This window comes from Streptomyces sp. NBC_00873 (assembly GCF_045207415.1).
Lineage (GTDB): Bacteria > Actinomycetota > Actinomycetes > Streptomycetales > Streptomycetaceae > Streptomyces.
On record NZ_CP108803.1, the window covers coordinates 4,016,106 to 4,040,716 of the forward strand.

At 70.8% G+C, this 24,611-nt stretch carries 24 protein-coding genes and 1 pseudogene; 14 read left to right on the plus strand and 11 right to left on the minus strand.

Annotated elements, in window-relative coordinates; translation table 11 throughout:
- Positions 1 to 16 precede the first annotated feature (16 nt).
- The gene (locus tag OH809_RS18220; RefSeq protein ID WP_406421421.1) at positions 17 to 1,747 is read right to left on the minus strand and encodes a serine/threonine-protein kinase; all 1,731 of its coding nucleotides are present in this window, start codon (positions 1,745 to 1,747) and stop codon (positions 17 to 19) included.
- Positions 1,748 to 2,124: 377 nt separating this feature from the next.
- Complete coding sequence (locus tag OH809_RS18225; protein WP_406421420.1) at positions 2,125 to 3,003, minus strand: menaquinone biosynthetic enzyme MqnA/MqnD family protein; 879 nt, start codon at positions 3,001 to 3,003, stop codon at positions 2,125 to 2,127.
- Positions 3,004 to 3,381: 378 nt separating this feature from the next.
- On the opposite strand from OH809_RS18225, the gene OH809_RS18230 reads away from it, so the two are divergent.
- The gene (locus tag OH809_RS18230) at positions 3,382 to 3,585 is read left to right on the plus strand and encodes a cold-shock protein (protein WP_037693088.1); all 204 of its coding nucleotides are present in this window, start codon (positions 3,382 to 3,384) and stop codon (positions 3,583 to 3,585) included.
- A gap of 104 nt (positions 3,586 to 3,689) precedes the next feature.
- Here OH809_RS18230 and OH809_RS18235 read toward each other — a convergent pair whose 3' ends face one another.
- Complete coding sequence (locus tag OH809_RS18235) at positions 3,690 to 4,922, minus strand: amidohydrolase family protein (RefSeq protein WP_406421419.1); 1,233 nt, start codon at positions 4,920 to 4,922, stop codon at positions 3,690 to 3,692.
- A 297-nt stretch (positions 4,923 to 5,219) separates the two neighbouring features.
- On the opposite strand from OH809_RS18235, the gene OH809_RS18240 reads away from it, so the two are divergent.
- The 5 genes from OH809_RS18240 (at position 5,220) to OH809_RS18260 (ending at position 9,729) form a co-directional block, all read left to right on the plus strand.
- Positions 5,220 to 8,192: a BTAD domain-containing putative transcriptional regulator gene (locus OH809_RS18240; protein ID WP_406421418.1), complete on the plus strand. Its 2,973-nt coding sequence runs from the start codon at positions 5,220 to 5,222 to the stop codon at positions 8,190 to 8,192.
- Between the two features lie 194 nt (positions 8,193 to 8,386).
- Positions 8,387 to 8,560, plus strand: a complete 174-nt coding sequence (locus OH809_RS18245) for a hypothetical protein (protein WP_366138544.1) — start codon at positions 8,387 to 8,389, stop codon at positions 8,558 to 8,560.
- 189 nt (positions 8,561 to 8,749) lie between these two features.
- The gene (locus OH809_RS18250) at positions 8,750 to 8,917 is read left to right on the plus strand and encodes a hypothetical protein (RefSeq protein ID WP_406421417.1); all 168 of its coding nucleotides are present in this window, start codon (positions 8,750 to 8,752) and stop codon (positions 8,915 to 8,917) included.
- Between the two features lie 138 nt (positions 8,918 to 9,055).
- A complete protein-coding gene (locus tag OH809_RS18255) occupies positions 9,056 to 9,334 on the plus strand; it encodes a hypothetical protein (protein ID WP_406421416.1) in 279 nt (92 codons plus the stop codon).
- A complete protein-coding gene (locus OH809_RS18260; RefSeq protein ID WP_406421415.1) occupies positions 9,331 to 9,729 on the plus strand; it encodes a PIN domain-containing protein in 399 nt (132 codons plus the stop codon). Before OH809_RS18255 ends, OH809_RS18260 begins: the two co-directional genes overlap by 4 nt.
- A 60-nt stretch (positions 9,730 to 9,789) precedes the next feature.
- Here OH809_RS18260 and OH809_RS18265 read toward each other — a convergent pair whose 3' ends face one another.
- Positions 9,790 to 10,185, minus strand: a complete 396-nt coding sequence (locus OH809_RS18265; protein WP_406421414.1) for a hypothetical protein — start codon at positions 10,183 to 10,185, stop codon at positions 9,790 to 9,792.
- On the minus strand, positions 10,185 to 10,484 hold the full coding sequence (locus OH809_RS18270; protein ID WP_406421413.1) for a hypothetical protein: 300 nt from the start codon (positions 10,482 to 10,484) through the stop codon (positions 10,185 to 10,187). Before OH809_RS18270 ends, OH809_RS18265 begins: the two co-directional genes overlap by 1 nt.
- A 122-nt stretch (positions 10,485 to 10,606) precedes the next feature.
- Between OH809_RS18270 and OH809_RS18275 the strand changes: the two genes are divergently transcribed.
- Positions 10,607 to 10,933 carry a type II toxin-antitoxin system Phd/YefM family antitoxin gene (locus tag OH809_RS18275; RefSeq protein ID WP_406421412.1) on the plus strand — a complete coding sequence of 109 codons (327 nt, stop codon included), beginning with the start codon at positions 10,607 to 10,609 and terminating at the stop codon, positions 10,931 to 10,933.
- Positions 10,933 to 11,346: a type II toxin-antitoxin system VapC family toxin gene (locus tag OH809_RS18280; protein ID WP_406421411.1), complete on the plus strand. Its 414-nt coding sequence runs from the start codon at positions 10,933 to 10,935 to the stop codon at positions 11,344 to 11,346. Before OH809_RS18275 ends, OH809_RS18280 begins: the two co-directional genes overlap by 1 nt.
- Positions 11,347 to 11,350: 4 nt before the next feature.
- Here OH809_RS18280 and OH809_RS18285 read toward each other — a convergent pair whose 3' ends face one another.
- Positions 11,351 to 12,913 carry a FadD3 family acyl-CoA ligase gene (locus tag OH809_RS18285; RefSeq protein WP_406515323.1) on the minus strand — a complete coding sequence of 521 codons (1,563 nt, stop codon included), beginning with the start codon at positions 12,911 to 12,913 and terminating at the stop codon, positions 11,351 to 11,353.
- Between the two features lie 97 nt (positions 12,914 to 13,010).
- On the opposite strand from OH809_RS18285, the gene OH809_RS18290 reads away from it, so the two are divergent.
- Genes OH809_RS18290 through OH809_RS18300 form a run of 3 tightly spaced genes read left to right on the plus strand, consistent with a single transcriptional unit; the run spans position 13,011 to position 15,404 of the window.
- The gene (locus OH809_RS18290; protein ID WP_406421409.1) at positions 13,011 to 14,159 is read left to right on the plus strand and encodes a lipid-transfer protein; all 1,149 of its coding nucleotides are present in this window, start codon (positions 13,011 to 13,013) and stop codon (positions 14,157 to 14,159) included.
- Positions 14,160 to 14,167: 8 nt separating this feature from the next.
- Entirely contained in the window at positions 14,168 to 14,608 is a 441-nt protein-coding gene (locus OH809_RS18295) for a Zn-ribbon domain-containing OB-fold protein (protein ID WP_406421408.1), read from the plus strand.
- 10 nt (positions 14,609 to 14,618) lie between these two features.
- Positions 14,619 to 15,404, plus strand: a complete 786-nt coding sequence (locus OH809_RS18300) for an enoyl-CoA hydratase/isomerase family protein (RefSeq protein WP_406515324.1) — start codon at positions 14,619 to 14,621, stop codon at positions 15,402 to 15,404.
- A 6-nt stretch (positions 15,405 to 15,410) separates the two neighbouring features.
- On the opposite strand, the gene OH809_RS18305 is transcribed toward OH809_RS18300, so the two are convergent.
- Positions 15,411 to 15,959, minus strand: coding sequence for a hypothetical protein (locus OH809_RS18305; RefSeq protein ID WP_406421406.1), 549 nt, complete (start codon positions 15,957 to 15,959; stop codon positions 15,411 to 15,413).
- Positions 15,960 to 16,150: 191 nt separating this feature from the next.
- Here OH809_RS18305 and OH809_RS18310 point away from each other — a divergent pair, with 191 nt between their 5' ends.
- Positions 16,151 to 16,771, plus strand: coding sequence for a hypothetical protein (locus tag OH809_RS18310; protein ID WP_406421405.1), 621 nt, complete (start codon positions 16,151 to 16,153; stop codon positions 16,769 to 16,771).
- Between the two features lie 193 nt (positions 16,772 to 16,964).
- Here OH809_RS18310 and OH809_RS18315 read toward each other — a convergent pair whose 3' ends face one another.
- Positions 16,965 to 19,373 carry a PQQ-binding-like beta-propeller repeat protein gene (locus OH809_RS18315; RefSeq protein WP_406421404.1) on the minus strand — a complete coding sequence of 803 codons (2,409 nt, stop codon included), beginning with the start codon at positions 19,371 to 19,373 and terminating at the stop codon, positions 16,965 to 16,967.
- Positions 19,374 to 19,552: 179 nt separating this feature from the next.
- Complete coding sequence (locus OH809_RS18320) at positions 19,553 to 20,443, minus strand: VOC family protein (protein ID WP_406421403.1); 891 nt, start codon at positions 20,441 to 20,443, stop codon at positions 19,553 to 19,555.
- Between the two features lie 299 nt (positions 20,444 to 20,742).
- Here OH809_RS18320 and OH809_RS18325 point away from each other — a divergent pair, with 299 nt between their 5' ends.
- Complete coding sequence (locus OH809_RS18325; protein WP_406421402.1) at positions 20,743 to 21,390, plus strand: TetR family transcriptional regulator; 648 nt, start codon at positions 20,743 to 20,745, stop codon at positions 21,388 to 21,390.
- Positions 21,391 to 21,538: 148 nt separating this feature from the next.
- Here the strand turns inward: OH809_RS18325 and OH809_RS18330 are convergent, their stop codons facing one another.
- Together OH809_RS18330 and OH809_RS18335 are read right to left on the minus strand one after the other, a co-directional pair.
- On the minus strand, positions 21,539 to 22,039 hold the full coding sequence (locus OH809_RS18330) for a nitroreductase family deazaflavin-dependent oxidoreductase (protein WP_406421401.1): 501 nt from the start codon (positions 22,037 to 22,039) through the stop codon (positions 21,539 to 21,541).
- Positions 22,039 to 23,247, minus strand: a complete 1,209-nt coding sequence (locus OH809_RS18335) for an acyl-CoA dehydrogenase family protein (RefSeq protein WP_406421400.1) — start codon at positions 23,245 to 23,247, stop codon at positions 22,039 to 22,041. The genes OH809_RS18330 and OH809_RS18335 overlap by 1 nt, the downstream gene beginning before the upstream one ends.
- Before the next feature lie 163 nt (positions 23,248 to 23,410).
- Between OH809_RS18335 and OH809_RS18340 the strand changes: the two are divergent.
- Positions 23,411 to 24,588, plus strand: a pseudogene (locus OH809_RS18340) (thiolase C-terminal domain-containing protein).
- The last annotated feature ends 23 nt before the right edge of the window (positions 24,589 to 24,611 follow it).

Here is a 24,611-nt window from a genome sequence, read left to right on the forward strand (position 1 = left end):
CCAGCCCCTCCCGGGGTCAGTTGCCGGACCGGGCGAGTGTGCCGTACGGAAGTCCTGCGCCCCGCTCCTCGGACCGGAAGCGGAGTGTGCCGTTCTCGGCGAGGGTGAAAGTGACGTCGGTCGTGGTGTCCGTGCAGAGCCCGGCGGTTCCGGGCCGGACCGGGTCGGCGCGCTCCCGGAGCGTCAGTTCCTCGGCGGTGCCGGAGGAGAGCTCCGCGATGCTGTTGCAGCTGACGGTCACTCCGAGGGCGGAGAGGGTGGTGTTCATACGGACGACGTCCGTGCCCTTCTTCCCCTCCGTGAACACCGCGGTGAGGGTGCCGTGCGGCTGCCCGGTCGTCTTCTCGGTCAGCGGCCCCTTCCAGGTACCGACGAACGTCTTGGGCAGCGCGGTGACCTGGCCCGCACCGCCGGTGCCCTCGTCCGCCGGGTTCGGCGACGCGCTGGAGGACGTAGCAGCGGGCTGGGCGACCCCGCCGTGCTCGGCGGCGCTGCCACCGCTGCCCGGCAGCAGGTCGAAGAGGAGGGCGCTGCCGACGGTCACGGCGGCGAGCGCGCCCGCCACCGCGAGGGCGACGGTGCAGCTGAGCCTGCGGCCGTGGTTCCGGTCGGTGGGGCCGGGTTCGGAGCCAGCGCCGACGGTGACGGAGAACCGGGGGTCGGGGGTACGGGGGCCGGGGAGCCCGCCCGAGTTGTGGTCCCCGGCCTCGGCCGACGGGAACGTCCGGGGCGGGCGGGTCGGCTCGACCGGCGGCCCGAACACTCCGAGCGCGCCGTCGCTGTCGGCGGAGCCGTGGGCGGTGAGGGAGGCGTTGCTGAACGGCACCGGTCCCGACTGAACGGGCCCGTCCTGCGGCTCCAGGTCCAGCAGCGCCACTGCCGAGCGGCTGACCTCGCGCACCAGCGGTCCGGGCAGCCAGCCCGCCGCCACCGCCTCCGCCGCCCCGCCGGGTGCCAGCTGCTGGGCGAGCTCCGTCGGGGTGGGCCGACGCGCCGGGTCCTTCGCCAGGCACGTGGCGATCACGTCCCGCAGTTCGCCCTCGATCTCACCCAGCTCCGGCTCCTCGTGCACCACCTTGTAGAGGAGCACCGCCGAGGAGTCGCCGAGGAAGGGGGCGTCGCCCGTCGCCGCGTACGCGAGCACCGCGCCGAGCGAGAAGACATCGGCGGCGCCCGAGATCTCCAGACCCCGGATCTGTTCCGGTGCCATGTAGCCGGGCGAGCCGACCGAGACCCCGGTGGAGGTGAGCGAGGCGGTGGCGTCGATCGCGCGGGCGATGCCGAAGTCGATGAGGCGGGGGCCGTCGAGGGCGAGCAGGACGTTGGACGGCTTCACATCGCGGTGGATGAGCCCCTGCCCGTGCACGGCGGCCAGGGCCTCCGCGAGTCCGGCGCCCAGGGTCCGTACCGCCTGCTCGGGCAGTGGCCCGTGCTCGGTGACCGCGGCCGACAGCGGGGGCCCGGCGACATAGCCGGTGGCGACCCACGGCACGGGTGCGTCCGGGTCGGCGTCCAGGACGGGCGCCGTCCACTGGGCGCCGATCCGCCGCGCCGCGTCGACCTCGCGCCGGAACCGGGCACGGAACTGTTCGTCGAGTGCGAAGTGCGGATGGACGACCTTGACCGCGACCGTGCGTCCGCCCGCACTGCGTCCCAGATACACCCGGCCCATGCCGCCCGCACCGAGTCTGCCGAGCAACCGGTAGGCACCGATGGTGAGCGGTTCGCCGGCTTCCAGCGGCTGCATATGGACTCCCCCTGTGGACCGGCCGGACCTCCGACCGAAGCCTAGGGGTCGGAGGTCGTGCGATCACAGACAAACCATCGGCCGATTTCGCCCCTATGGGAACGAACCGCGGTTTTCGACACAGCAAAAGGCGCGAATGAGTCGTTCACCCGATCGAATCCGGGTCTCGACCTGGACTCACCCCGTACGCCGTCCGCTATTCGAGATAGTCGGGATAGGACGTGCGAGCTGTCCGGCCGCGGCATTCGCGGCATTCGCCGGAAAGGAATCCACGGGGCAGTGCGATAAACAGCACGGGAGGGAACGGGGAGCCAGAAGAAGGTTCAGCATTCACCTATTGCCCGGGCCCATTCCCCCGCGCAGTGGCCGGTGCCGGATCAGTGTTCGAGCAGCTCGACGTTCACATCCACCGGGAAACCGGTCGTCGCCCCGGTCCGGCGGGCGAACTCACGTACGCCCGACAGCTGGTCCGGACCGAAGCGGAAGTCCAGCGTCGTGAAGTACCGCTCCAGCAGCTCCGCGTCGAAGACCTCCCACCGCGCCGCCGTCTCGGCGACCTTGGTGACCTCTTCCAGCGACAGGTCACGCGAGGCGAGGAACGCCCGGTGCACCTCCTCCACCACAGCTGGGTGCGCGGCCAGATAGTCCTTGCGGGCCGCCCAGACCGCGAAGACGAACGGCAGCCCCGTCCACTCCTTCCACATCTGCCCCAGGTCATGGACCTGCAGACCGAGGCGCGGCGCGTCGTGCAGCGAGGCGCGCAGCGCGGCGTCGCCGATCAGCACGGCGGCGTCCGCCTCCTGCATCATCAGGCCGAGGTCGGGCGGGCAGGTGTAGTAGTCGGGCGTCACCTCGTACCGCTCGGCGAGCAGCAGCTGAGCGAGGCGTACGGAGGTGCGCGAGGTCGAACCGAGCGCCACCCGGGCCCCGTCGAGCTGCTCCAGGGGCAGCTGCGACACGATCACGCACGACATGACGGGCCCGTCGCAGCCGACCGCGATATCGGGGAAGGCGACGAGCTGATCTGCGTTGCGCAGATACTCGACGAGGGTGATGGGGCCGATGTCGAGGTCACCGCGTACCAGCTGCTCGCTGAGCTTCTCCGGGGTGTCCTTCGACAGCTCCAGGTCGAGCAGGGTTCCGGTCCGCGCCAGGCCCCAGTAGAGGGGGAGGCAGTTCAGGAACTGGATGTGGCCGACGCGCGGCCTGCTGCGACGGTCGTCGCCTGCTGCGGGGGAGACGGTTGAATTGTCCACATCGCGAGGCTAGACCCGTGCGGGCATCCCGCCGCCACCGGGGCACGGAGGGGCGCGCCCGGTCCCGCCCCTCCGTGCCTGCCGGTCCCGGGCCCCGGCGTGTATCCGCGGCCACCTCCGCGCTACCCGAACGACACCCCCGGGCCCCCTTCCGACCGCTATCTCCATCAGCCTCTCGGCAGGGCAATCAAACATCCGGGTGAAGTGATCTTTCCCTCTACCGTTCCGCACACGCTGCGTGCTAGGCTCGACGCAAGTTGCAGTTTGGTTTCCCTTGCAGTACAGAGCCTGCGGAGCATGTAACCCGCAGGCTTTTGTAGTTTTCAGACTTCTTTGCAGGTTCTGGAGCAGGGCAACCCTTTGGCCCAAGGAGGGCTTATGGCTACCGGAACCGTCAAGTGGTTCAACGCTGAAAAGGGCTTCGGCTTCATCGCCCAGGACGGCGGCGGCCCGGATGTCTTCGTTCACTACTCCGCGATCAACGCGTCCGGGTTCCGCTCCCTCGAGGAGAACCAGGTCGTGAACTTCGACGTCACTCAGGGGCCGAAGGGCCCGCAGGCTGAGAACGTCAGCCCGGCCTAGTTGCCCGGGTCGGCCGATCGCGGCCGGCATGCAGTACCCAAGGAGCCCCGCTCCCCCGCCTCGGCGGAGGAGCGGGGCTCCTGCCTTGTGATGCCCCGCCTCGCTCACGCCCCCGGCCCCGGCCCCGCCCACAGTCCCTCGTCCGTGAGCCCCAGCAGATCGATGGCGTTGCGGCGCACGATCCGGTCCACCACGTCCGGGGCCAGGTGCCCCATCTGTGCCTCGCCGACCTCGCGCGACTTGGGCCAGGTCGAGTCCGAGTGCGGGTAGTCGGTCTCGTACAGGATGTTTCCGACGCCGATCGCGTCCAGGTTCTTCAGCCCGAACGCGTCATCGAAGAAGCACCCGTACACATGCTCGGCGAAGAGCTCCGACGGCGGCCGGTGCACCTTGTCTGCGACACCGCCCCAGGCCCGGTTCTCCTCCCAGACCACGTCGGCGCGTTCCAGGATGTACGGGATCCAGCCGATCTGGCCCTCCGCGTACATGATCCGGAGATTCGGGAACCGTTCGAACTTGCCGCTCATCAGCCAGTCGACCATCGAGAAGCAGCAGTTGGCGAAGGTGATGGTGGAGCCGACCGCGGGCGGGGCGTCGGCCGAGGTGGACGGCATCTTCGAGGACGAGCCGATGTGCATCGCGATCACGGTGCCCGTCTCGTCGCAGGCCCGCAGAAACGGATCCCACTCGTCCGTATGTATCGACGGGAGTCCGAGATGTGGGGGTATCTCGGAGAATGCGACCGCACGCACCCCGCGCGCGGCGTTCCGCCGGACCTCGTCGGCGGCGAGCTGTGCGTCCCAGAGCGGGACGAGGGTCAGCGGGATCAGCCGGCCCCGCGCGTCGGGGCCGCACCACTCCTCCACCATCCAGTCGTTGTACGCGCGCACGCCGAGCAGCCCGAGTTCACGGTCCTTCGCCTCCGTGAACGTCTGGCCGCAGAACCGGGGGAAGGTCGGGAAACAGAGCGCGGACTGGACGTGGTTGATGTCCATGTCGGCGAGCCGGTCCGGGACCGCGTACGAACCGGGGCGCATCTGCTCGTATGTGATGACTTCGAGCCTGATCTCGTCCCGGTCGTAGCCGACGGAGGTGTCAAGCCGGGTGAGCGGCCGGTGCAGATCCTCGTACACCCACCAGTCGCCGATCGGTCCGTCGTCACCCTTTGCACCCATGACCGGTGCGAACCTGCCGCCCATGAAGGTCATTTCCTTCAGGGGGGCGCGGACGATGCGCGGGCCGCGGTCGAGGTACTTGGACGGGAGCCGGTCCCGCCAGACATGAGCGGGCTCCACCGTGTGGTCGTCCACCGAGATGATCTTCGGGAAGGTCTCCATGTGCACCACGGTAGCGCTTATCTGACGTACCGTCAGCTCTCTGGACCGGGCCTCGGTTCCAAATCGTTGTCGAGGGCTTGTGCAGAGCGTCACCCACTGCTGACGTGTCCGCCCATAACAAGGCAGACTGTTGACCGCGATACCAGCGGTAGGACGTCATCCGGATCCAACCGGACCACATCGGTGCAGCGGCGGTCGTTCCGGGCAGGAATACCGGCGAAGCCACCAGGATCAGCAGCACCAGCGGGATCAGCGCGACCGGCAGGACTGACGGGGCGAGCAGGACAGGGGGCATCAATGGACCGTGACCACGGGCCACGTGTGCGCGTTCCGGAGCAGCGCGCCGCGCAGCAGCAGACGACCGGGACCGGCCTGCGGTTCGCCGTGCTCGGCCCCGTACGCGCCTGGCGCGACGACGAACCGCTGGCGTCCGGCTCACCGCAGCAGCGGGCCCTGCTGGTCGCGCTGCTGCTGCGCGACGGACGCACGGCCACCGCCGCCGAACTCATCGACGCCATCTGGGGCGAGGAGCCCCCGTCACAGGCGCTCGCCGCCGTACGGACGTACGCGTCCCGCCTGCGCAAGATCCTCGACCCGTCCACGCTGATCAGCGACGCCGGCGGGTACGCGATTCGGACCAGCCCCGACGCGCTCGACCTCACGACGGCCCAGGAGTTGGCCGCCGACGCGGAGAAGGCGCGCGCGGGCGGGGACCGGTACCGGGCCCGCACCCTGCTCAACGAGGCGCTGGCGCTGTGGGACGGCGAAACGCTGGCCTCCGTCCCGGGCCCCTACGCCGAGAACCAGCGCACCAGGCTCGCCGAGTGGCGGCTCCAGCTCACCGAGACCCGGCTCGACCTGGATCTGGAGGTCGGCTGCCACGCGGAGGCGGTCTCCGAACTCACCGCACTCACCGCGGCGCACCCGCTGCGGGAGCGGCTGCGCGAACTGCTGATGATCGCCCTGTACCGCAGCGGCCGTCAGGCGGAAGCGCTCGCGGTGTACGCCGACACGCGCCGGCTGCTCGCCGACGAGCTGGGCGTCGACCCGCGCCCCGAGCTCTCGCAGCTCCAGCAGCGGATCCTGCAGGCCGACGAGGAACTGGCCCACCCGGCCGACGAGGCGACGCCCGCGCCCGCCGCCGTCCGTCCGGCCCAACTCCCGGCGACCGTGCCGGACTTCACCGGCCGCGCCTCCTTCGTACGCGAACTGGGCAACCGGCTGGCGACGGCGGAGGGTTCGGTCATGGCCGTGTCGGCGCTCGCGGGCATCGGCGGCGTCGGCAAGACGACGCTCGCGGTGCACGTCGCCCACCAGGCGCGCCCGCACTTCCCGGACGGCCAGCTGTACGTCGACCTGCAGGGCGCCGGCGCACGGGCGGCGGAGCCGGAGACGGTGCTCGGCGCGTTCCTGCGCGCCCTCGGCACCGCCGACTCGGCGATCCCCGACTCGTTGGACGAACGGGCGGCGCTGTACCGCTCCACGCTCGACGGCCGCCGCATCCTGGTCCTCCTGGACAACGCGCACGACGCGGCGCAGATCCGCCCCCTGCTGCCCGGCACGGCTGGCTGCGCGGCCCTGGTGACCAGCCGCGTCCGCATGGTCGACCTGGCGGGCGCGCACCTGGTGGACCTGGACGTGATGTCCCCCGAGGAGGCACTCCAGCTCTTCACCCGGATCGTCGGCGAGGAACGGGTCGGCTCGGAGCGTGAGGCGGCCCTGGACGTGGTCGCCGCGTGCGGCTTCCTCCCCCTGGCGATCCGCATCGCCGCCTCCCGCTTGGCCGCCCGCCGCACCTGGACGGTCTCGGTCCTCGCCGCCAAACTCGCGGACGAGCGACGCCGCCTGGACGAGCTCCAGGCGGGCGACCTTGCGGTGAAGGCCACCTTCGAACTCGGCTACGGCCAGCTGGAGCCGCAACAGGCGCGCGCGTTCCGCCTGCTGGGCCTGGCGGACGGCCCGGACATCTCCCTGGCGGCAGCGGCAGCGCTGCTGAACCTGGAGGTGCATGCGGCGGAGGACCTGCTGGAGTCCCTGGTCGACACGTCACTGCTGGAGTCGGCGGCGCCGGGCAGGTACCGCTATCACGACCTTGTGCGGCTCTACGCGCGTGCCTGCGCGGAACGGGACGAACAGCCGCCGGAGGAGCGGGAGTTTGCGCTTTCGCGGCTGCTGGACTTCTACCTGGCCACGGCGGCGGGGGTGTATGCGCTGGAGCGGCCGGGGGAGCGCGTACTCGACCACTTCTCGCGCACCGAGTACCCCGGTCTGACCTTCCGAGTCCGCGAATCCGCCTTGGACTGGCTCTTCGCCGAGTCGAGCGGGCTTCTCGCGTGTGCACGCCAATCCGCCGGAATCGGCATGGCTCGCCGAGCCTCCGATCTCCTCATGGCGGCGGTGGATCTAGGCGAATCAGGCGCAAATTCACACCAGTTCGCCACAGCGGCAACAGCGGTGAGCGAGGCAGCCGAGGCCGCCGGGGATGCCCAGGCGGAGGGGCGCGCACGCACCATGCTCACGCACGTGCACAGCGTCTCGGGACGGTTCGCCGATGCCGAGACAGAGTCCCGGCGGGCTCTCGAACTGGGTCGACTCGCGGATGATCCGGTCTCCTTGGGTCAGGCCCCGAATCAGCGGGGAATCATCGCCCTCTACGAGAACCGGCACGCCGATGCCGAGAGCCACCTCACTGAGGCGCTGGCCGCCTTCCGCGCCGACGGCAATCGACCGGGCGAGGCGTCAGCGCTCTGCAACCTGTCCCGCGTCCATCTCGCTATGGGGAGGACGGCCAGCGCTGTAGATCTCGCGCAGCAAGGCGTCGGCATCTACGAGGCGGACGCCTCGGGTCTGGCGCTGCGCCTCGCCAACGGGAAGTACGCCCTGGGCCTTGCTCTCAGCGGTACCGGCCAGACCGGCCGGGCGCAGGACGCGCTGACCGAGGCCATGTCCATATTCCGCGACAGCCGACAGCAGTTGTGGCACGGCATGACACTGTTCCGGCTGGCCCAGGTGCACCTCGCCATACGCCAGCCTGCCCACGCAGCATCGCATGCGGAGCAGGCGCTGGCGGTCCTGCGGGGCATCGGGGGCGAGTGGCGCCGCGCCAACATCCTCACCACGCTCGGGCGCGGGCTCGCCGGCATAGGCCAGACCGACCGCGCACAGGTCTGCTGGAACGAGGCCCTTTCGATCTTCGAGGAACTGAGCTCCCCTGAAGCCAACTCCGTTCGGGACCTGCTGCATCCGGCTTCGGTTGCCCAGGCATCCTGACCGGCGTTCATCAATCGTTTATCGCCCCAAGGCATTCTCTTACTCATCGATCCGTCGCGTCGGGGGGCAGACGGATTGTCGAATGGCCTCACCGCTAGGGTGAACGGCCCTGGAATGCCCGTCCGGCGATCCTCGGGGGAACCGCCGGGCGGGCTCATCCATCCGCACCCATACCTTTTCAGGAGTTGAATCTCATGGCCGACAAGAGCGACATCCTCAAGCCGACGGACGCCCACGCCACCGGCGAGGAGATCACCACCCAGGACGCGCACGCCACCAGCGAGCCGCTCAAGCCGACGGACGCGCACGCCACCGGCGAGGAGATCACCACCCTCGACGCGCACGCCACCAGCGAGCCGGCCAACTAGACCAAACCCGCACGGGGAGCGGCCGCGGCGGCGCGGAGGGGGAGCCGTCGCGGCCGCTGCATTTCTGCGTGCGGTCAGTGCAATTGCGTAAACGTTCGACCACTTCGGGCCAGAGGGGTACCGCCATCGCCCCCCCTCTCACTAGCGTCACTTCACGTCCGGAAGCTCGCTCCCATCACAGGAGTTGGAATGACCAGCACGAAGAAGACACTCGTCGCCGCCGCGTTCGCCGTGGCCCTCGGCCTCGGCTCGGCCGCCCCGGCCCTTGCCGACATGCACGCGACGGGCGACACCCCCGTCACCACGCAGGACATGCACGCCACCGTGGTGACCCCGCAGGACAGCCACGCCAGCTGAACCACACGCGACCCAAGAGGGCCCGAGCCGCCGGCTCGGGCCCTCTCCGCGTCCTCCCCCCACACACAACACTCGCCCCCCAATGCGCGCCACTAAGACCCACCCACCTTATGGCATTGAAAATGCTAAATTGATTCCATGACCGAAACCCAGGACTTCCCACCCGGCGACGGCCCCAGCAGCGGGATCTCCGTCTCCCTCACCGCCGGGACCCTGCACGCCATCCGTGAGCGGGTCGGCAAGCGGGGCGTCTCCGCGTACCTGGAGATGGCCGCACAACGCCAAATCGAACGCGACAACCTGGACGAACTGCTCGCGGATTTCGAGAAGGTCAACGGCCCAACTGATCCGGGCACTGTGAGCGACAAGCGCGCCAAGCTCACGCGCGGCACACCCGAGGCGGGAGCAGCCGCGTGAGCGGCGCATTGGTGCTCGACAGCGAAGGACTCGCACAGGCCGTTCAACGGGGCCGGGAGGTCCAGGAATGGCTGGAGGCGGCCCGCGATGCGGACCTTCCTGTCATCACATCGGCCGCCGTGCTTGTCGAGGTGATCCATCCGCGCATCAACCACACCGCGCTCCACTGCACGCTGTCGCGCCTTCGCGTCGAACCGGTCACCCAGACCCTCGCTCACTCAGCCGCGTCCCTGCTCCGGAACGCCGGACTGCACGGCCACAAATACGCGATCGACGCGATGCTCTGCGCGACCGCCCTGGCGCACCCGGGCCGGGTGACGGTTCTGACCTCCGATGTGGAGGACATCGGGCTGCTCACCGCAGGCCATCACCGGGTGGTGGCGGAGAAAGTCTGACGTGCGCGGCGAGAAGGTCCGGCCGCCCTGAACGGCCAGACCCCACCCTGCGCACACCCGTTACAGCGCCCTGACCTGCACCCCGCCCCCACACAGCTTCCCCATGTCGTCCTCGTCCGAGGTGAAGACCACCGCCCGGCCCGGCTGACGCCCCGCGATCACCGCGAGCGCCGCGTCGATGGCGTACTTATGGCCGTGCAGCCCGGTCGCCCCCAGGAGCCCGATCGCCTCGTCCGCGACGTCTCTTGTCACCGGCTCCACGACGACCCGGGACATCGCCCAGTTCCACACAGGCCGCCGGATCCCGCTGTGGTACGCCTCGATGAGTGTCATGGAACTCGTCACCACGCGGATTCCGGACTGGTGCGCCTTGGTGAGAATGCCGGTCATCGCCCGATCCCGAAGTACGGCCCGGGACAAAGCCTCACTGTCCAGCACGAACGACATGTCCAGCATCACGCCGCCTCCGCCCCGCCCTGAACCCCGCCCTGAACCCCGTCCTGCGCCCCGGATTGTCGCTCCTCGAACCACCGCTCGATCTCACGCAGCTCCGCCGCGGCCGCCGACTGCTCCTCCTCGGTGAGCGGTCCGCCCTCTTCCTGCATCCACGTGACCAGCTCCCCAAGCCGGTCATGCTCGCGCTGGCGCTCTATGGCCTTTGTGACGTACGCACTGAACGCACCGGGGCCGACCTCGCTGCGGATCTCCTCCGCCAGCTCCTCCGGCAAGGTGACCGTGTACTTCTTGGTTGCCATACCCATCACCATACTGCCGCGATCGGTGCCCGCATCACCCGATTCACCCCATCAAGTGACCAGCCCCCTCGCATTGACGCACCTGATGGCAAGATGTCGCACACCCTCGTACTCTGTACGACATGGACAGCGAGGAGCACCACGACATCAGGATCACCGTCCGCGATCTCCAGCGGAACGCCGCTGCCGTCCTCGTACGGCTGGAGCACGGGGAGACCTTCACCGTCACCCGGCACGGACGGACCGTTGCCCGGATAGTCCCCCCGGACCCCGCCGAAGAGGCGGTCAATCAGGCCGTGGCCGACGGGCTGATCGACCTTCCGGAGCTTGCGCGCGCTCGGACCGCCGCGCAGACGGCACGCATCCGGACAGCGCCCGCCACGCCCGGCGACACCCCCCTCAGCCAGGCTCTGGACGAGCTCCGGGACGAAGAGGAAGAGGGCCGCTGATGCGTTTCATCTACCTCGACACCTCTGCGGCTCTCAAGCTCTTCAAGGCGGAGGCCGAAACCGACGCGCTCAAGGCATGGCTGTCCACCCAAGGCTCCGCCATCACCCTGACCTGCGACCTCACACGGACCGAGGTACGGCGTGCACTGCACGCTGTCGCCGCGGAGCGCGACGTGGCGGCGGAGGCCGAGAGCTGGCTCGACGAGAGCGCGCTCATCCGCATGCCGCCGCTGCTCTTCGACCGCGCCGGCAGCCTGTCCTCCGGCAACCGGCTCCGCTCCCTGGACGCCCTGCACCTGGCCGCGGCATCCGGGCTGGGGCCGGCCCTCACCGCGTTCGTCGCGTACGACAAGCACCTCGTCGAATCCGCACAGTCCCTGGGGCTGCCGGTCCGAAGCCCCGGCTCACCCTGAGCCGTCAGGCCCCTGTCCGCCCCCGCAGCTCCCCCTTCACCACCTTCCCGCTCGCGTTCCGCGGCAGCTCCCCCACGAACTCCACCGCCCTCGGCACCTTGTAGTTCGCCATCTCGCGCCGGGACCAGGCGATCAGGTCGTCGGCCGTCAGCGTGGCGCCCGCCCGGCGAACCGCGTACGCCTTGCCGACCTCGCCGAGTCTCGGGTCCGGGATGCCGATCACCGCCACGTCCGCCACGTCCGGGTGCAGGCCCAGGAGCTGTTCGATCTCGGCCGGGTACGCGTTGAAGCCGCCGACGATGAACATGTCCTTGATCCGGTCCGTGATGCGCAGGTTGCCCGCCTCGTCGAGGATGCCTACGTCTCCCGTGTGGAGCCAGCCGTCCGGGGTGATGGCGGTGGCCGTGGTGGCGGGGTCCTCGAAGTAGCCCTGCATCACGTGGAAGCCGCGGACCAGGACCTCGCCGGGGGTGCCGGGGGCCGCCAGGACGCGGACCTCCGTACCGGGGATCGCGCGGCCCGAGGTGGAGGAGATCACGTCGGGCCGGTCGCCGCGGCGGCACATCGTGACGATGCCGCTCGCCTCGGAGAGGCCGTACGCCGTGAGGACCGTCTCGATGCCCAGCTCCGTGCGCAGGCGTTCCACCAGCCGCAGGGGGACCACCGCCGCACCCGTGACGACCATGCGCAGGGCGGAGAGGTCGTGCGTCGCCCGCGCCGGGTGGTCCAGGAGCGACTGGTGGAGGGTGGGCGGACCGGGGAGGACCGAGATGCGTTCGGCGGCGATGTTCGCGAGGACCGTGTCCACGTTGAACACCGGCTGCGGGATCATCGTCGCGCCCCGCATCAGGCACGCGATGATGCCCGCCTTGTAGCCGAAGGTGTGGAAGAACGGGTTCACGATCAGATAGCGGTCGCCCTCGCGCAGGCCGGCCAGCTCGCTCCAGATCGCGTAGCAGCGCAGGGTCTGGGCGTGGGTGATGACAGCGCCCTTGGGGCGGCCCGTGGTGCCGGAGGTGTAGATGATGTCGGACGGGGATGAGGAGGCGACCGCGTCGGCCCGTTCCCGTACCGCGGCAGGCGATATCCGCTCCCCCGTCGCCAGGAAGTCCTTCCAGGTGACGTAGGACTCGGGGGCCGCGTCCGCCAGCACCACCACCTGTTCCAGGTGCGGGAGTTCCACCTCCGCCCGGCGCAGCGACGCAACGTACGACGTGCCCAGGAAGGTGCCGGTGATGAAGAGCAGCTTCGCCCGGCTGCGCTCCAGGATGTACGCCGCCTCGGAGCCCTTGAAGCGCGTGTTGAGGGGGACCAGGACCGCGCCCGCCGTGACCGCCCCCAGCGCGGAGACGATCCAGTCCAGGGTGTTCGGCGCCCAGACGGCGACCCGGTCGCGGGGCTCCACGCCCAAGGCCATGCACGCGGCGGCGGCGCGTTCGACGCGGTCGCCGAGTTCGGCGTACGAGATGCGGGTGCGGCCCTCGACGACCGCCTCCCGCTCCCCGTACCGCTGCGCTGCCGTCCGCACCAGCCTCGGGATGCTGCCCCATTCCTCGTTGCCGCGCATCGCATGCCCTCCCGCCGAACCGCAATAGCTGACTATCCGTCAGATTAGCTGTAGCCTCTGCCGCTGTCAGCAGTCATGACGATCGCGGAGGTGGCGGGTGGCGGCGCTCAAAGACGTGACGGCGATAGCCGGGATCGGACAGACGGACTTCGCGAGACAACTCCCGGAATCCGAGAAGACCTTGGCCTGCCGGGCCATCGTGGCGGCGCTCGACGACGCGGGCATCGCCGCGTCGGAGGTCGACGGGTTCGCCTCGTACACGATGGAGGAGACCGACGAGGTCGAGGTCGCCAAGGCGATCGGGGCCGGTGATGTCACCTTCTTCTCCAAGGTCGGTTACGGAGGCGGTGGTTCGTGCGCGACGATCGCGCATCTCGCCGCCGCCGTCGCCACCGGACAGGCGAGCGTCGGGGTCGCCTGGCGCTCGCGGAAGCGCGGCTCGGGACCGAGGCCCTGGAAGAACACCACCATCCAGCTGCCGGCCCCCGCCCAGTGGACCCGCCCGTACGGGCTGCTGCGGCCCGCCGACGAGATCGGGATGCTCGCGCGGCGGTACATGCACGAGTACGGGGCCACCCGCGACCATCTCTTCAATGTCGCGCTCGCCTGCCGCAACCGCGCCAACCAGAACCCTGACGCGGTGATGTACGAACGGCCGTTGACCCGCGACATGTATATGACCGCGCGCTGGATCAGTGAGCCGCTCTGTCTCTTCGACAACTGTCTGGAGACGGACGGGGCACTGGCCTGTGTCGTCGTCTCCGCCGAGCGGGCCCGCGACTGCAGGCGCAGGCCCGTCTACATCCACTCCGTCGCCCAGGGGCTGCCCGCCCAGCACCACGGGATGGTCAACTACTGGAACGACGACCCGCTCACCGGCCCCGCCTGGACGGCCGCCCGACAGCTGTGGAAGCACGCCGACTTCGGGCCGGACGATGTCGATGTCGCACAGATCTATGACGCGTTCACCCCACTCATCCCGCTCTCCTTGGAGGGTTACGGCTTCTGCGGGCGCGGTGAGGGTGCCGCGTTCACCGAGGGCGGGGCGCTGGAGAGCGGCGGCCGGCTGCCGATCAACACCGGGGGCGGCGGGCTCAGCGAGGCGTACGTGCACGGCTTCAATCTCATCAATGAAGGGGTGAAGCAGCTGCGCGGCACCTCTACCGCGCAGGTGCCGGACGCCGCCACCTGCCTGGTCACCGCCGGTGAGGGCGTGCCCACCTCCGCCGTACTGCTGAGGAGCTGAGACCCCGGATGGAATCGCTGCTGCTGCCCGTCGCCGACGAGGACGGTGCCCCCTTCTGGGAGTACGCCGCCCGGGGCGAACTCCGCGTCCAGGCGTGCGCCGCCCCCGCGTGCGGCGCCCTCCGTTTCCCGCCGCGGCCCTGCTGCCCGCACTGCCAGTCCTTCGAGAGCGAGTGGCGGCCGATGAGCGGGCGCGGCCGGATCTGGTCGTACGTGCTGCCGCATCCGCCACTGCTGCCTGCGTACGCCGCGCAGGCCCCCTACAACGCGGTCGTCGTCGAACTCGCCGACGCTCCGCACATCCGACTGGTCGGCAATGTGGTCAGCGGCCCCGAAGCACCGCTGAATTCGGTCGATCCGGCGCGGCTGCGGATCGGGGCACCGGTGCGGGCGGTCTTCGCGCCGGTGAGCCCGGAGCTGACCGTGGTCCGCTGGCTGCTGGAACGGTGAGCGGACGACGATGACGCTGCGGACGGAGACCGACAAGGAGACCGGGGTCGCGGTCGTCACCCTCGACCGGCCGGAGAAGCTGAACGCGATCGACCTGGCGACGGCGGACGAACTCGCCGCCGCGTGGCGGGCGTTCCGTTTCGACGACGGGGTGCGGGTCGTCGTCGTCACCGGTGCGGGCGGGCGCGCCTTCTGTACGGGGATCGACCAGGGCGTGGAGGTGCCGCAGCCCTCGTCCCCGTACACGATCGACGATCCGCTGCTCGCGATCGGACCGAAGGCGAACGACCTGTGGAAGCCGGTGATCGCCGCCGTGGAGGGGATGGCGTGCGGCGGGGCGTTCTATCTGCTGGGCGAGGCGGAGTTCGTCATCGCGTCGGAGGCAGCGACGTTCTTCGACCCGCATACGACATACGGCATGGTCAGCGCGTACGAGGCGATTCACATGGCGCAGCGGATGCCGTTCGGGGAGGTCGCCCGGATGTCCCTGATGGGTACGGCCGAACGGGTGACGGCCCGTCGTGCGTACGAGACCGGGCTGGTCAGCGAGGTGACGGCGCCCGGTGACGCGGTGGCGGCGGCGGTGCGGGCGGCGGCCGTCATCGCGTCGTACCCGACCGGGGCGGTGCAGGGAACGGTGCGGGCGGTGTGGTCCGCCAAGGAAGCGGCGCGCACCCAGGCACTGGCCCACGCCCCGCACCTGATCGCGCTCGGAAACCTGCCGGTGGAGCGGCAGGGGGAGCTGTTCGCGGCGCGGGAGCGTGGGCGTGGGGACCGCGGGTTCGGACTGCGGTGAGCGTGGTCAGTAGCTGAGCGTGGCCTCGGCTCGGCACTTCTTCACCCGGGACACCTTGCCCGGGGTGTCCATCCGCACGGAGATGGTCCGGCTCGCGCCGCCGTCGACCTCCACGCTCGCCTCGCCGGTGTCGACGGTGTTGCCGGCCGCGTCGAGGAAGGTGACGTCGATGTCGTACATGTGCGTGTCGTACGCAACGGCCGTGAGGCGGACGGTGGAGGCGGTCACGGCGCGCCGCTTGCCCTTGCTGGGGTGCGCGCAGCGGACGACGGTCACCTGGGGCGTGTCGGTCGCGGTGGCGCCGGGCGTCGCGGTCTCGTAGGTGGAGCCGCCGGACGAGCTGCTCGACGAGTCGTCGTAGTCATCGTCGTCGTAGTCGTTGTGGTGGTAGCTGCCGTTGCTCTTCTTGGAGTTGGAGCAGCCGCCGCCACTGCTGCTCGATCCGTGGCTCTTGCTGCCTCGGCTCTTGCCGGCGTGGCTCGAGGTCGAGAAGCCGGTGAGTGCGAGCACTACCGCCACCAGGACCGCCGAGAGTTTCAGATGCTGCCGCATCATCGATGCAGCCCCCCTTGTGTTGTTGTCATGTCGCTGTCGCACGACCGCGCGACACCGTAACGCATGGCGTACGGGAAGGGCCGTCCGGCCCGTGCGCCCCTGGTGGCGGGGGGCAGGGGCCCGGCGTAGCGTCGACGCCGAGAGCGGTGCTGACGCGCGACGCCGGTCCGCACGACCGCAGGAGGCCGATGATGATCCGCAACGTCCTCGGCTCGGTCGTCGCTCTCGCAGGAGCGGCGGCCGCCGTGCTGAGCCCCTTCCGTGACTGGTACGACGGTCGCCTCGGGCGGCAGTACCGGATCGCGGACCTCTTCAACGGCATCAGCGGTGCGCGGCCGGGACCGTGGGGGTCGGTCTGGTTGCCGCTTCTCTTCGCTGCGGCCATAACGGTGGTGGGTGTGGTGCTCCGGTCTCGGCTGCTGGTCGCGTGCGCGGGGGTCGTCGTCCTGGGCTTCACCGTGCTGTGGATGGTGCGGCAGGGGCAGGCGACCGGGAGCCTGACGGTGGCGGCGGACGGGTCCGGGCTGCAGGTGGGGGTGGCGACCGCCGCGGTGGGCGGGGCACTGATGCTGGTGGGGGCTGCGGTGATGCCGGGGCGGCGGGGTGGGCGCGGGCGTCTGGAGCGCGTGGCCCGGGAGCGGCCCTACGCGGCGCCGGGGTCGGACGATCCGGACACGTGGCCGCCGACGCAGGAGCCGGGGCCATCGGTGCAGACGAGTCCCCTGCCGGAGCCGGAGGCGGACCCGTACACGGGCCCCGAGTCCCCGGAACCGCGCCGCCCGCCGGGCCGGTCGAGCCCGTCCGGCGATTGAGGACACAGCGGCCACCCGGACGGACCCCCGCGCCCTTGAATCGCCTTGCCCCACCCGTGGCACACGGTTCCGTGCGCACACGCCGGACGGGCCGGGGTGTGCGCACGGGCCGATACGTGCCGGCCGAGCGGGGAAAATCGAGCCCGTCCGGCGATTGAGGACAAAGCGGCTGCCGGGCGAGCCCGGTGAACGCCTACGCCCGTGCCCGGTTCCCCGTGCCCGTGCCCGTCCCCTTCAGCGCGTCCAGCGCGTACACGCAGCGGTCCTTGCTGCACGCGTACACCACGCCCCCCTTCGCCACCGGCGACCCCGTGATCTCGCCGCCCGTCGCAAGCTTCCAGCGCAGCTGGCCGCCCGCCGCGTCCAGCGTGTACAGCACGTGGTCCGCGGAACCGAAGTGGACGCGGCCGTCCGCGACGACCGGCGCGCCGACGACCTCGCCGCCCGCCGCGAACCGCCATTTCGGGGTACCCGTCACCGCGTCCAGCGTGTACAGCGCGCTGCCGCTGCCGACGTGGACATGGCCTGCCGTGACCAGTACCGGTTCAATCGACTGGCGCGCCTCCGTCGCGATGCGCCACCTGTCCTTGCCGGTCGTCGCGTCGAGTGCGTACACCGTGCCGAGGTAGTCGGCCAGGTACACCCCGCCGCCGGTGACCGCGGGCCCCGGCGCGAACGCGGGCGGGGACAGGAAGACCGCGGGCGACTCGAAGTGCCACCGCACCAGCCCCGACGCGACGTCCACCGCGAGGACCCGGGTGCCCGCGGCGACGTACACGTAGCCGTCCGCGGCGGCCGTCACCCGTACCGGCACACCCCCGCAGGACGCCGCGTCACCGATCGGGTACGACCAGCGCTCGATGCCCGTACGGGCGTCCACCGCGCGCAGCCGGGCGTCCTGCCACAGGTACACCGTGCCGTCGTGGATCGCGGGCCCGGCCTCGGCCGTCTCGAAGTCGGTCTGTACGCCTCCGGTCTCCCACAGCTTCTCGCCGGTGGACGCTTCCCACGCCTGCACGCCGCCACCGCGCGTGCCGGTGATGACGGTGCCCCGGTCGGCCTTGAGCGAGTACACCCAGGCGTCGGTCTGCAGCCGCCACCGTTCGGCGCCGGTCAGCGCGTCCAGGGCGTACAGCGAAGGGCCGTCGGAGCCATGGATGCGGCCGCCGTCGAGCGTCATCGACCAGGCGACGTCACGGGTCTTGAACTGGCGCCGCCCGTTGCCGACGTCCAGCGCGTGCACCTCGAACGACGTCACGTACAGCAGGTCCCCGGCGACGACCGGCGTGCCCCACACGTCGTTCGACATCCGGAACCGCCAGGGCCGCCAGCGGTCCGGCTCCGCAGGCGGCGCATCGGGGGCGTGCGCCGGAGCGGGCAGCGGGGCGGCGGCCGGGACCACGCCGTTCGGCCCGGCGGGCGGGCGCACCCACCCGGTCGCGGGACCCGCCTCCGCGCCGGCCGTCGCGCGCACGTCCGCGGCACGCGGCCCGGGTCCGATCGGCACCTTCGCCCCGGGCAGCCGCACCGGACCGACCCCGTCCGACTCCACCCCCCGAACAGGTGCGGGGGCGGGGGACGGCGATCTCAGGTCCGCGCCGCTGCGCCACGCCGATTCCCAGTCCGCGCCCCGCGGCGGCTGCTGGGGCGGTGGCGGCGCCGGGGCGGGCGCCGGGGCGGGCGCCGGGGCGGCGGGAACCGCCGTGCGCCCCCCGCCGCGGCGCTGCTCGATCATCGCTGTGGCGGACGTCGGCAGCCAGGCCGACGCCGTACCGCTGTCGTCGCTGCCGGAGGCGAAGAGGTGCGGCGCAAGCTGGGCCTGCAGATCGGCCGGGCTGGGCCGCAGCCCGGCGTCCATCTGCATGCAGGACTCGATCAGCGGCCGCAGGTCGTCGGGCATCCCCTCCACATCGGGGCCCTCCCGCAGCAGCATGAAAACCGTCTCGACCGGGTTCGCCCCGTGGAACGGCGCATGCCCGGTGGCGGCGAAGACGAGCGTCGAACCGAGCGAGAACACATCGCTCGCGCCCGTGACACTGCGCGAGTCCCTGGCCTGCTCCGGCGACATGTACGCGGGGGTGCCGACCGCCACGTTGGTCATGGTCAGCCGGGTGTTGGAGACTCCGGACGCGATCCCGAAGTCGATCACCCGCGGACCATCCTCGACCACCAGCACGTTCGACGGCTTGAGGTCGCGGTGGACCAGCCCCGCGCCGTGGATGGACTGGAGCGCCTCGGCGATCCCGGCGGCCAGCCAGCGGACCGCCTGGGTCGGCATCGGGCCGCACTCGTTCACTATTTCTTCGAGCGAGGGAGCGGGCACGTAAGCGGTGGCGAGCCACGGCACGGCGGCGCGCGGGTCGGCGTCCACCACGGCGGCCGTGTAGAAGCCGCTGATCGCGCGGGCGGCCTCCACCTCACGCGTGAAGCGGACCCGGAAGAGCTGGTCCTCGGCGAGCTCCGTCCGTACGGTCTTGATCGCCACCCGTCGGCCGGACGCCGAGCGGGCGAGATAGACCAGCCCCATGCCGCCGGCCCCGAGCCGTCCCAGCACCTCGAACGGGCCGATCCGCCTCGGGTCGTGCTGCGTCAGCTGCTCCATCACTTGCCTGCCACCTCCCCGTACGGACCTCAGGAACAGAAGTCCGCGAAAAACCCCGCCCTGTGCAGCGTCTCACCACTGGGCACCACCCGGCGGTGCGCTCCCTGATTGTTGCTGGCCGATGCGATGGTTGCGAACCCGGGGGCGGATCGGGGTGTCACATGTCACTCTGCCCTCTATCAGGACACCGGGGGCTGAAGTACGGCGAACTCAGCGCCCTGATCGTCGTGCAGGACCGCCATCCGCCCGTACGGGATGTCGAAGGGCGGCGCGGAGACCCGGCCGCCGAGCCCGACCGCCGTCTCGGCGGCGGCGTCGCAGTCCGCGACGGCGAAGTAGCTGAGGAAATAGCTGGGCATCTCGGCCGGGAACGCGTCGGTGATCACGCTGCGTCCGCCGATCGCGGTGTCGGGGCCGGGTTCGGTGCCTTCGGGGGACCACATGCGGAAGTCGACGCCGGACTCGGAAGTGCCCGCACCGCCGGAGCCGGACTCGGCGGATCCGGAATCGGAGGCGCCGCCATCGCCGGTGTCCCCATCGCCGGTGCCCGGCTCGCCGTGATCGGTGCCGGACTCGCCGAGATCGGTTCCGCGGAAGCCGAAGACCTTCTCGTAGAAGGCGTCGACGCGGTCCTTCTGCCGGGTGTAGACCTCGGTCCAGCAGAAGGATCCGGGCTCGTTCTGCTTCTCGAACCCGCTGCGGTCACCGGCCTGCCAGAGCCCGAAGACCGCACCGCCCGGGTCGGCGGCCTGCGCGAGCACGCCCGCGCGGCCGACCCGGACGGGCTCGGTGATGACCTGGCCGCCCTCCTGCCGGATCAGGGCGACGGTCGCGGCGATGTCGTCGGTGGCGAAGTAGACGCCCCAGGCGGTCGGCATCCGGCCGTCCTGCTTGGCGGCGAGTGCGGCAACGAGCTTGCCGTCGCTGAGGGCCTCGGCATACGCACCCTCGGCGGCGTCCCCGGCCCGGAAGGTCCACCCGAAGAGCCCGCCGTAGAAACGCTTGCCCGCTTCGAGATCGGGGAGCTGCGCGTCCACCCAGCACGGCGCGGAGCGCGGGAATGCGGCCATGGGCCCGGATCCTTCCATCGAAGTGACGCTCATCACACTCAAAGTAGCCCCGCACCGCATGTACCGCGCAGCAAATGCCCCTTGTCGAACGAAGATTCGATATCGGCGTTCCCTGGCCGTCGCGTCACGGAAAGTTATCCACCGAAGTTGTCCACAGGCTGTTGATAACACTATTCAGGCTGTGGATCGCATCCGCCGAAATCCGGCCACTTCTCCCACGCCACCCCACTGCACCTGCGGAACTCCCCATTTGCAGTCGGCCGAATCGCGCTCCGATCACCCCTCGGTAAGCTGACGGCATGACAGGACAAGTGCGCACCGTCGACGGCCGCGTGGCCGGTCGACGCGGACAGGCGACGCGGCAGAAGCTGCTCGACTGCCTCAGCGAGATGCTCAGCTCCTCGCCTTACCGGGACGTCAAAGTCATCGACGTCGCCCGCAAGGCGGGGACTTCACCCGCAACCTTCTACCAGTACTTCCCCGACGTCGAGGGAGCCGTCCTCGAGATCGCCGAAGAAATGGCCAAGGAGGGCGCCGCGTTGACCGAATTGGTCGCCGGCCGCTCCTGGGTCGGCAAGGCCGGCTGGCAGACCTCCGAAGAGCTCGTCGACGGGTTCCTCGACTTCTGGCGACGCCATGACGCGATCCTGCGCGTGGTCGACCTGGGGGCGGCCGAGGGCGACAAGCGGTTCTACAAGATCCGCATGAAGATCCTGAACTCGGTCACCAACTCCCTCACCGATTCGGTGAAGGAGCTCCAGGCCAAGGGCAAGGTCGACAAGGACGTCAGTCCGGCGGCGATGGCCGGCTCGCTCGTCGCGATGCTGGCGGCGGTCGCCTCGCACCAGAAGGGTTTCCAGACCTGGGGCGTCAAGCAGGCCGAACTCAAGCCGAACCTCGCGCTGTTGGTGCATCTGGGCATCACCGGCAAGAAACCGACGAGATAGCGCCGGGCGCACCCTTCTTTCCGGCTTCTTGCCTCGCTTCTTCCTGTACTGGGCTCCGCACGGCAATCCCGGGCTGCCCACGTCCTGTCTCACCGATGGCGGACCACCCGATGTGGTCCGCCATCGGCGTATCCGGGCGGCCTCCGCGTCACGGGGTGTCGCGCCGCTCCAGCCGGAAGAGCCGGATCTCCCGCTCCACCCGCGCCTGATACGTGGCGTACGGCGGCCAGAACGTCAGCGCCGCCTGCCACACCTCCGCCCGCTCCGCGCCCTCCAGCAGCCGGGCACGCACGGCGATGTCGTGCCCCTTCCAGTTGATGACGGCGTCGTCCGGATGGGCCAACAGGTTGGCGGTCCAGGCAGGATGACCCGGACGGCCGAAGTTGCTGCCGATCAGAATCCAGCTGTCGCCGCCGCCGCCCTCGGAGCCGCGCTCCGGCATGCAGGCCAGTGGAGTGGTGCGCGGCTGTCCGCTCTTCGCCCCGCGCACCGTCAGGATCATCCCCGGCAGCATCCGGGCACTGAGCAGCACCTTGCCGCGGGTGAGCCGGTGGACGGTGCGGTCCATGGCGGGCACGACGTGCGGGGCGATCCTGGCGAAGGTGCGGGTCGAGGACACCATCTGGATCAGCCGGACTCCGGGCGCCATCAGACCGCCACCCCCACGCGCGGCTTCTGGACGCCGGGCGTGAACAGACCGGCCTGTTCGGCGGCGTGGTCGCGCAGCCGGTGGACCGGTCCGAAGAGCAGCTCGTCGGCAGCGGCCCGTTTGAAGTAGAGATGCGCCTCGTGTTCCCAGGTGAAGCCGATGCCGCCGTGCAGCTGTACGGCCTCCGCGGTGGTGATCCGCAGCGCCTCCAGCGCCTGGGCGAGCGCGAGCCCTCCGGCCGCCGGGTCCCAGGCCGCGTAGTACGCCGCGGACCTGGCCGCCTGCACCCGTACGTACAGGTCGGCGAGCCGGTGCTTGACCGCCTGGAAGGAGCCGATGGCGCGGCCGAACTGCTCGCGCGTCTTGACGTATTCGATGGTCCGGTCGAGTGCGCTCGCCGCGGCTCCGACCGCCTCCGCCGCCAGTACGGCGGCGGTCGTGCGCCCGACGGCGGCGAGTGCTCCGGCCGGTCCCGACACATCCACCGTGTCGTCCGCGCCGAGCAGTTCGGCGGTGGTCTCACGGAGTTCGACACGGGCCACCGGCCGGGTCTCGTCGAGCGAGGTCTGCCGGGTGCGGACGAGCCCGGTCGCCATGTCGGAGCGGACGAGGAAGAGGAGAGTCCGGCTGCGCGGGAAGCCACCCGCGTGGGCGGCGACCAGCAGAAGTCCGGCGCTGTGCCCGTCGAGGACCTGGGCGGCTTCCCCGTACAGCCGCCACCCGTCCGGGCCGGGCGTGGCCTGTACGCCGCCGGACCGGCCGCCGCCCGCCCAGGCGCCGCCGCTGGTGTCGCCGATGAGGCCGAGGGCGGTGGCCGGTGAGCCGCCGGGGACGGCGAGGGTCGCGGTCAGTTCGCCCGCGGCGATGCGGGGCAGCAGGGCGGTGCGCTGGGCGTCGGTGCCGACGGCGGCGATCAGTGGTGCGGCGAGCGCGGCGGTGGCGAGCAGCGGGGACGGCAGCAGGGCGCGGCCGGCCTCCTCGCAGGCGACGGCGAGTTCGGCGGGGCCGCCGCCGACTCCTCCGCACTCCTCCGCGAGCGCGAGGCCGGGCAGTCCGAGGTCCTGGGCGAGCTGCCGCCACAGGGTCTCGTCGTATCCGTGCGCGGTCCGTACGGCGCTCCTGACCTCGGCGGGTCCGCAGCGTCTGGCCAGCAGTTCGCGCAGGGTGCGGCGGATCTCGTCCTGTTCCGCGGTGAAGGCGGCGTCCATCGTCGGGCTCCTTCCCCTCAGGGGCCGACGGCCCCTGATCTGACGGGCCGTCATGCTAAGGGTGATGGCACCAGAAACCCAGACTCACGCAGGCCCCTGCTCCCGGACCCGATCCCGCCCGCACACCGGCCCGCACCGCCGCATCTGATGTACCGTCAGATTCATGCCTTCCTCACCCTCCTCCCCCCCGCGCAAGGTCGCTGTCGTCGGCATATCCCTCGCGGACTGCGGACGCGTCGACGGCCCGACTCCGTACGCCCTCCATGCCCAGGCCGCCCGCCGGGCACTCGCCGACTCGGGCCTGGACCGCTCGGTCGTCGACGGTTTCGCCTCCGCCGGACTCGGCACGCTCGCCCCCGTCGAGGTCGCCGAGTATTTGGGGCTGAAACCCACCTGGGTCGACTCCACGGCGGTCGGCGGTGCGACCTGGGAGGTGATGGCCGCCCACGCCGCCGACGCGATCGCGGCAGGCCACGCGAACGCCGTACTCCTGGTGTACGGATCGACCGCCCGCGCCGACATCAGGGCGGGGCGCCGCACGTCGAACCTGTCGTTCGGTTCGCGCGGCCCGCTCCAGTTCGAGGTGGCGTACGGGCACTCGCTGATCGCCAAGTACGCCATGGCCGCACGCCGCCATATGCACGCGTACGGGACGACGCTGGAGCAGCTCGCCGAGGTGGCGGTCCAAGCGCGGGCGAACGCGGCAACCAACCCGGACGCGATGTTCCGGGACCCGATCACGGTGGACGACGTGCTGTCCGGCCCGATGATCGCGGACCCGTTCACCAAGCTGCACTGCTGCATCCGCAGCGACGGCGGCTGTGCGGTCCTGCTGGCGGCCGAGGAGTACGTACCGGACACGGCGAAGGCTCCGGTGTGGATCCTCGGCACGGGTGAGCACGTCTCGCACTCCACGATGTCGGAGTGGGACGACTTCACGGTCTCCCCGGCGGCCGTCTCGGGCCGCCTGGCGTTCGAACGGGCCGGGGTACGGCCGGCGGACATCGACCTGGCCGAGATCTATGACGCGTTCACCTATATGACGCTGGTGACCCTGGAGGACCTCGGATTCTGCACGAAGGGCGAGGGCGGCGCCTTCGTCGAGAAGGGCCGCACGGGCCTGACCGGCGAACTCCCGGTCAACACCGACGGCGGCGGCCTCTCCGCCTGCCACCCCGGCATGCGCGGGCTGTTCCTGCTGGTGGAGGCGGTACGGCAACTGCGCGGGGAGGCGGGAGACCGTCAGGTCCGGAAGACGGACGGACGGCTGCCGGAGCGGTGGCCTCGGGGACGGGCGGCTGGTTCTGCTCGTCGGGGACGGTGGTGCTGGGGCGGGAGTGAGGTGGATGTGAGGGGGTGAGGCA

Excerpts from the sequence above, each read along its gene's own strand:
- OH809_RS18220 (WP_406421421.1), bottom strand. The coding sequence starts at position 1,747 with ATGCAGCCGCTGGAAGCCGGCGAACCGCTCACCATCGGTGCCTACCGG.
- OH809_RS18230 (WP_037693088.1), top strand. The coding sequence starts at position 3,382 with ATGGCTACCGGAACCGTCAAGTGGTTCAACGCTGAAAAGGGCTTCGGC.
- OH809_RS18235 (WP_406421419.1), bottom strand. The coding sequence starts at position 4,922 with ATGGAGACCTTCCCGAAGATCATCTCGGTGGACGACCACACGGTGGAG.
- OH809_RS18240 (WP_406421418.1), top strand. The coding sequence starts at position 5,220 with ATGGACCGTGACCACGGGCCACGTGTGCGCGTTCCGGAGCAGCGCGCC.
- OH809_RS18245 (WP_366138544.1), top strand. The coding sequence starts at position 8,387 with ATGGCCGACAAGAGCGACATCCTCAAGCCGACGGACGCCCACGCCACC.
- OH809_RS18250 (WP_406421417.1), top strand. The coding sequence starts at position 8,750 with ATGACCAGCACGAAGAAGACACTCGTCGCCGCCGCGTTCGCCGTGGCC.
- OH809_RS18255 (WP_406421416.1), top strand. The coding sequence starts at position 9,056 with ATGACCGAAACCCAGGACTTCCCACCCGGCGACGGCCCCAGCAGCGGG.
- OH809_RS18265 (WP_406421414.1), bottom strand. The coding sequence starts at position 10,185 with ATGCTGGACATGTCGTTCGTGCTGGACAGTGAGGCTTTGTCCCGGGCC.
- OH809_RS18270 (WP_406421413.1), bottom strand. The coding sequence starts at position 10,484 with ATGGCAACCAAGAAGTACACGGTCACCTTGCCGGAGGAGCTGGCGGAG.
- OH809_RS18275 (WP_406421412.1), top strand. The coding sequence starts at position 10,607 with ATGGACAGCGAGGAGCACCACGACATCAGGATCACCGTCCGCGATCTC.
- OH809_RS18280 (WP_406421411.1), top strand. The coding sequence starts at position 10,933 with ATGCGTTTCATCTACCTCGACACCTCTGCGGCTCTCAAGCTCTTCAAG.
- OH809_RS18285 (WP_406515323.1), bottom strand. The coding sequence starts at position 12,913 with ATGCGCGGCAACGAGGAATGGGGCAGCATCCCGAGGCTGGTGCGGACG.
- OH809_RS18295 (WP_406421408.1), top strand. The coding sequence starts at position 14,168 with ATGGAATCGCTGCTGCTGCCCGTCGCCGACGAGGACGGTGCCCCCTTC.
- OH809_RS18300 (WP_406515324.1), top strand. The coding sequence starts at position 14,619 with ATGACGCTGCGGACGGAGACCGACAAGGAGACCGGGGTCGCGGTCGTC.
- OH809_RS18305 (WP_406421406.1), bottom strand. The coding sequence starts at position 15,959 with ATGATGCGGCAGCATCTGAAACTCTCGGCGGTCCTGGTGGCGGTAGTG.
- OH809_RS18310 (WP_406421405.1), top strand. The coding sequence starts at position 16,151 with ATGATCCGCAACGTCCTCGGCTCGGTCGTCGCTCTCGCAGGAGCGGCG.
- OH809_RS18315 (WP_406421404.1), bottom strand. The coding sequence starts at position 19,373 with ATGGAGCAGCTGACGCAGCACGACCCGAGGCGGATCGGCCCGTTCGAG.
- OH809_RS18320 (WP_406421403.1), bottom strand. The coding sequence starts at position 20,443 with ATGGCCGCATTCCCGCGCTCCGCGCCGTGCTGGGTGGACGCGCAGCTC.
- OH809_RS18325 (WP_406421402.1), top strand. The coding sequence starts at position 20,743 with ATGACAGGACAAGTGCGCACCGTCGACGGCCGCGTGGCCGGTCGACGC.
- OH809_RS18330 (WP_406421401.1), bottom strand. The coding sequence starts at position 22,039 with ATGGCGCCCGGAGTCCGGCTGATCCAGATGGTGTCCTCGACCCGCACC.
- OH809_RS18335 (WP_406421400.1), bottom strand. The coding sequence starts at position 23,247 with ATGGACGCCGCCTTCACCGCGGAACAGGACGAGATCCGCCGCACCCTG.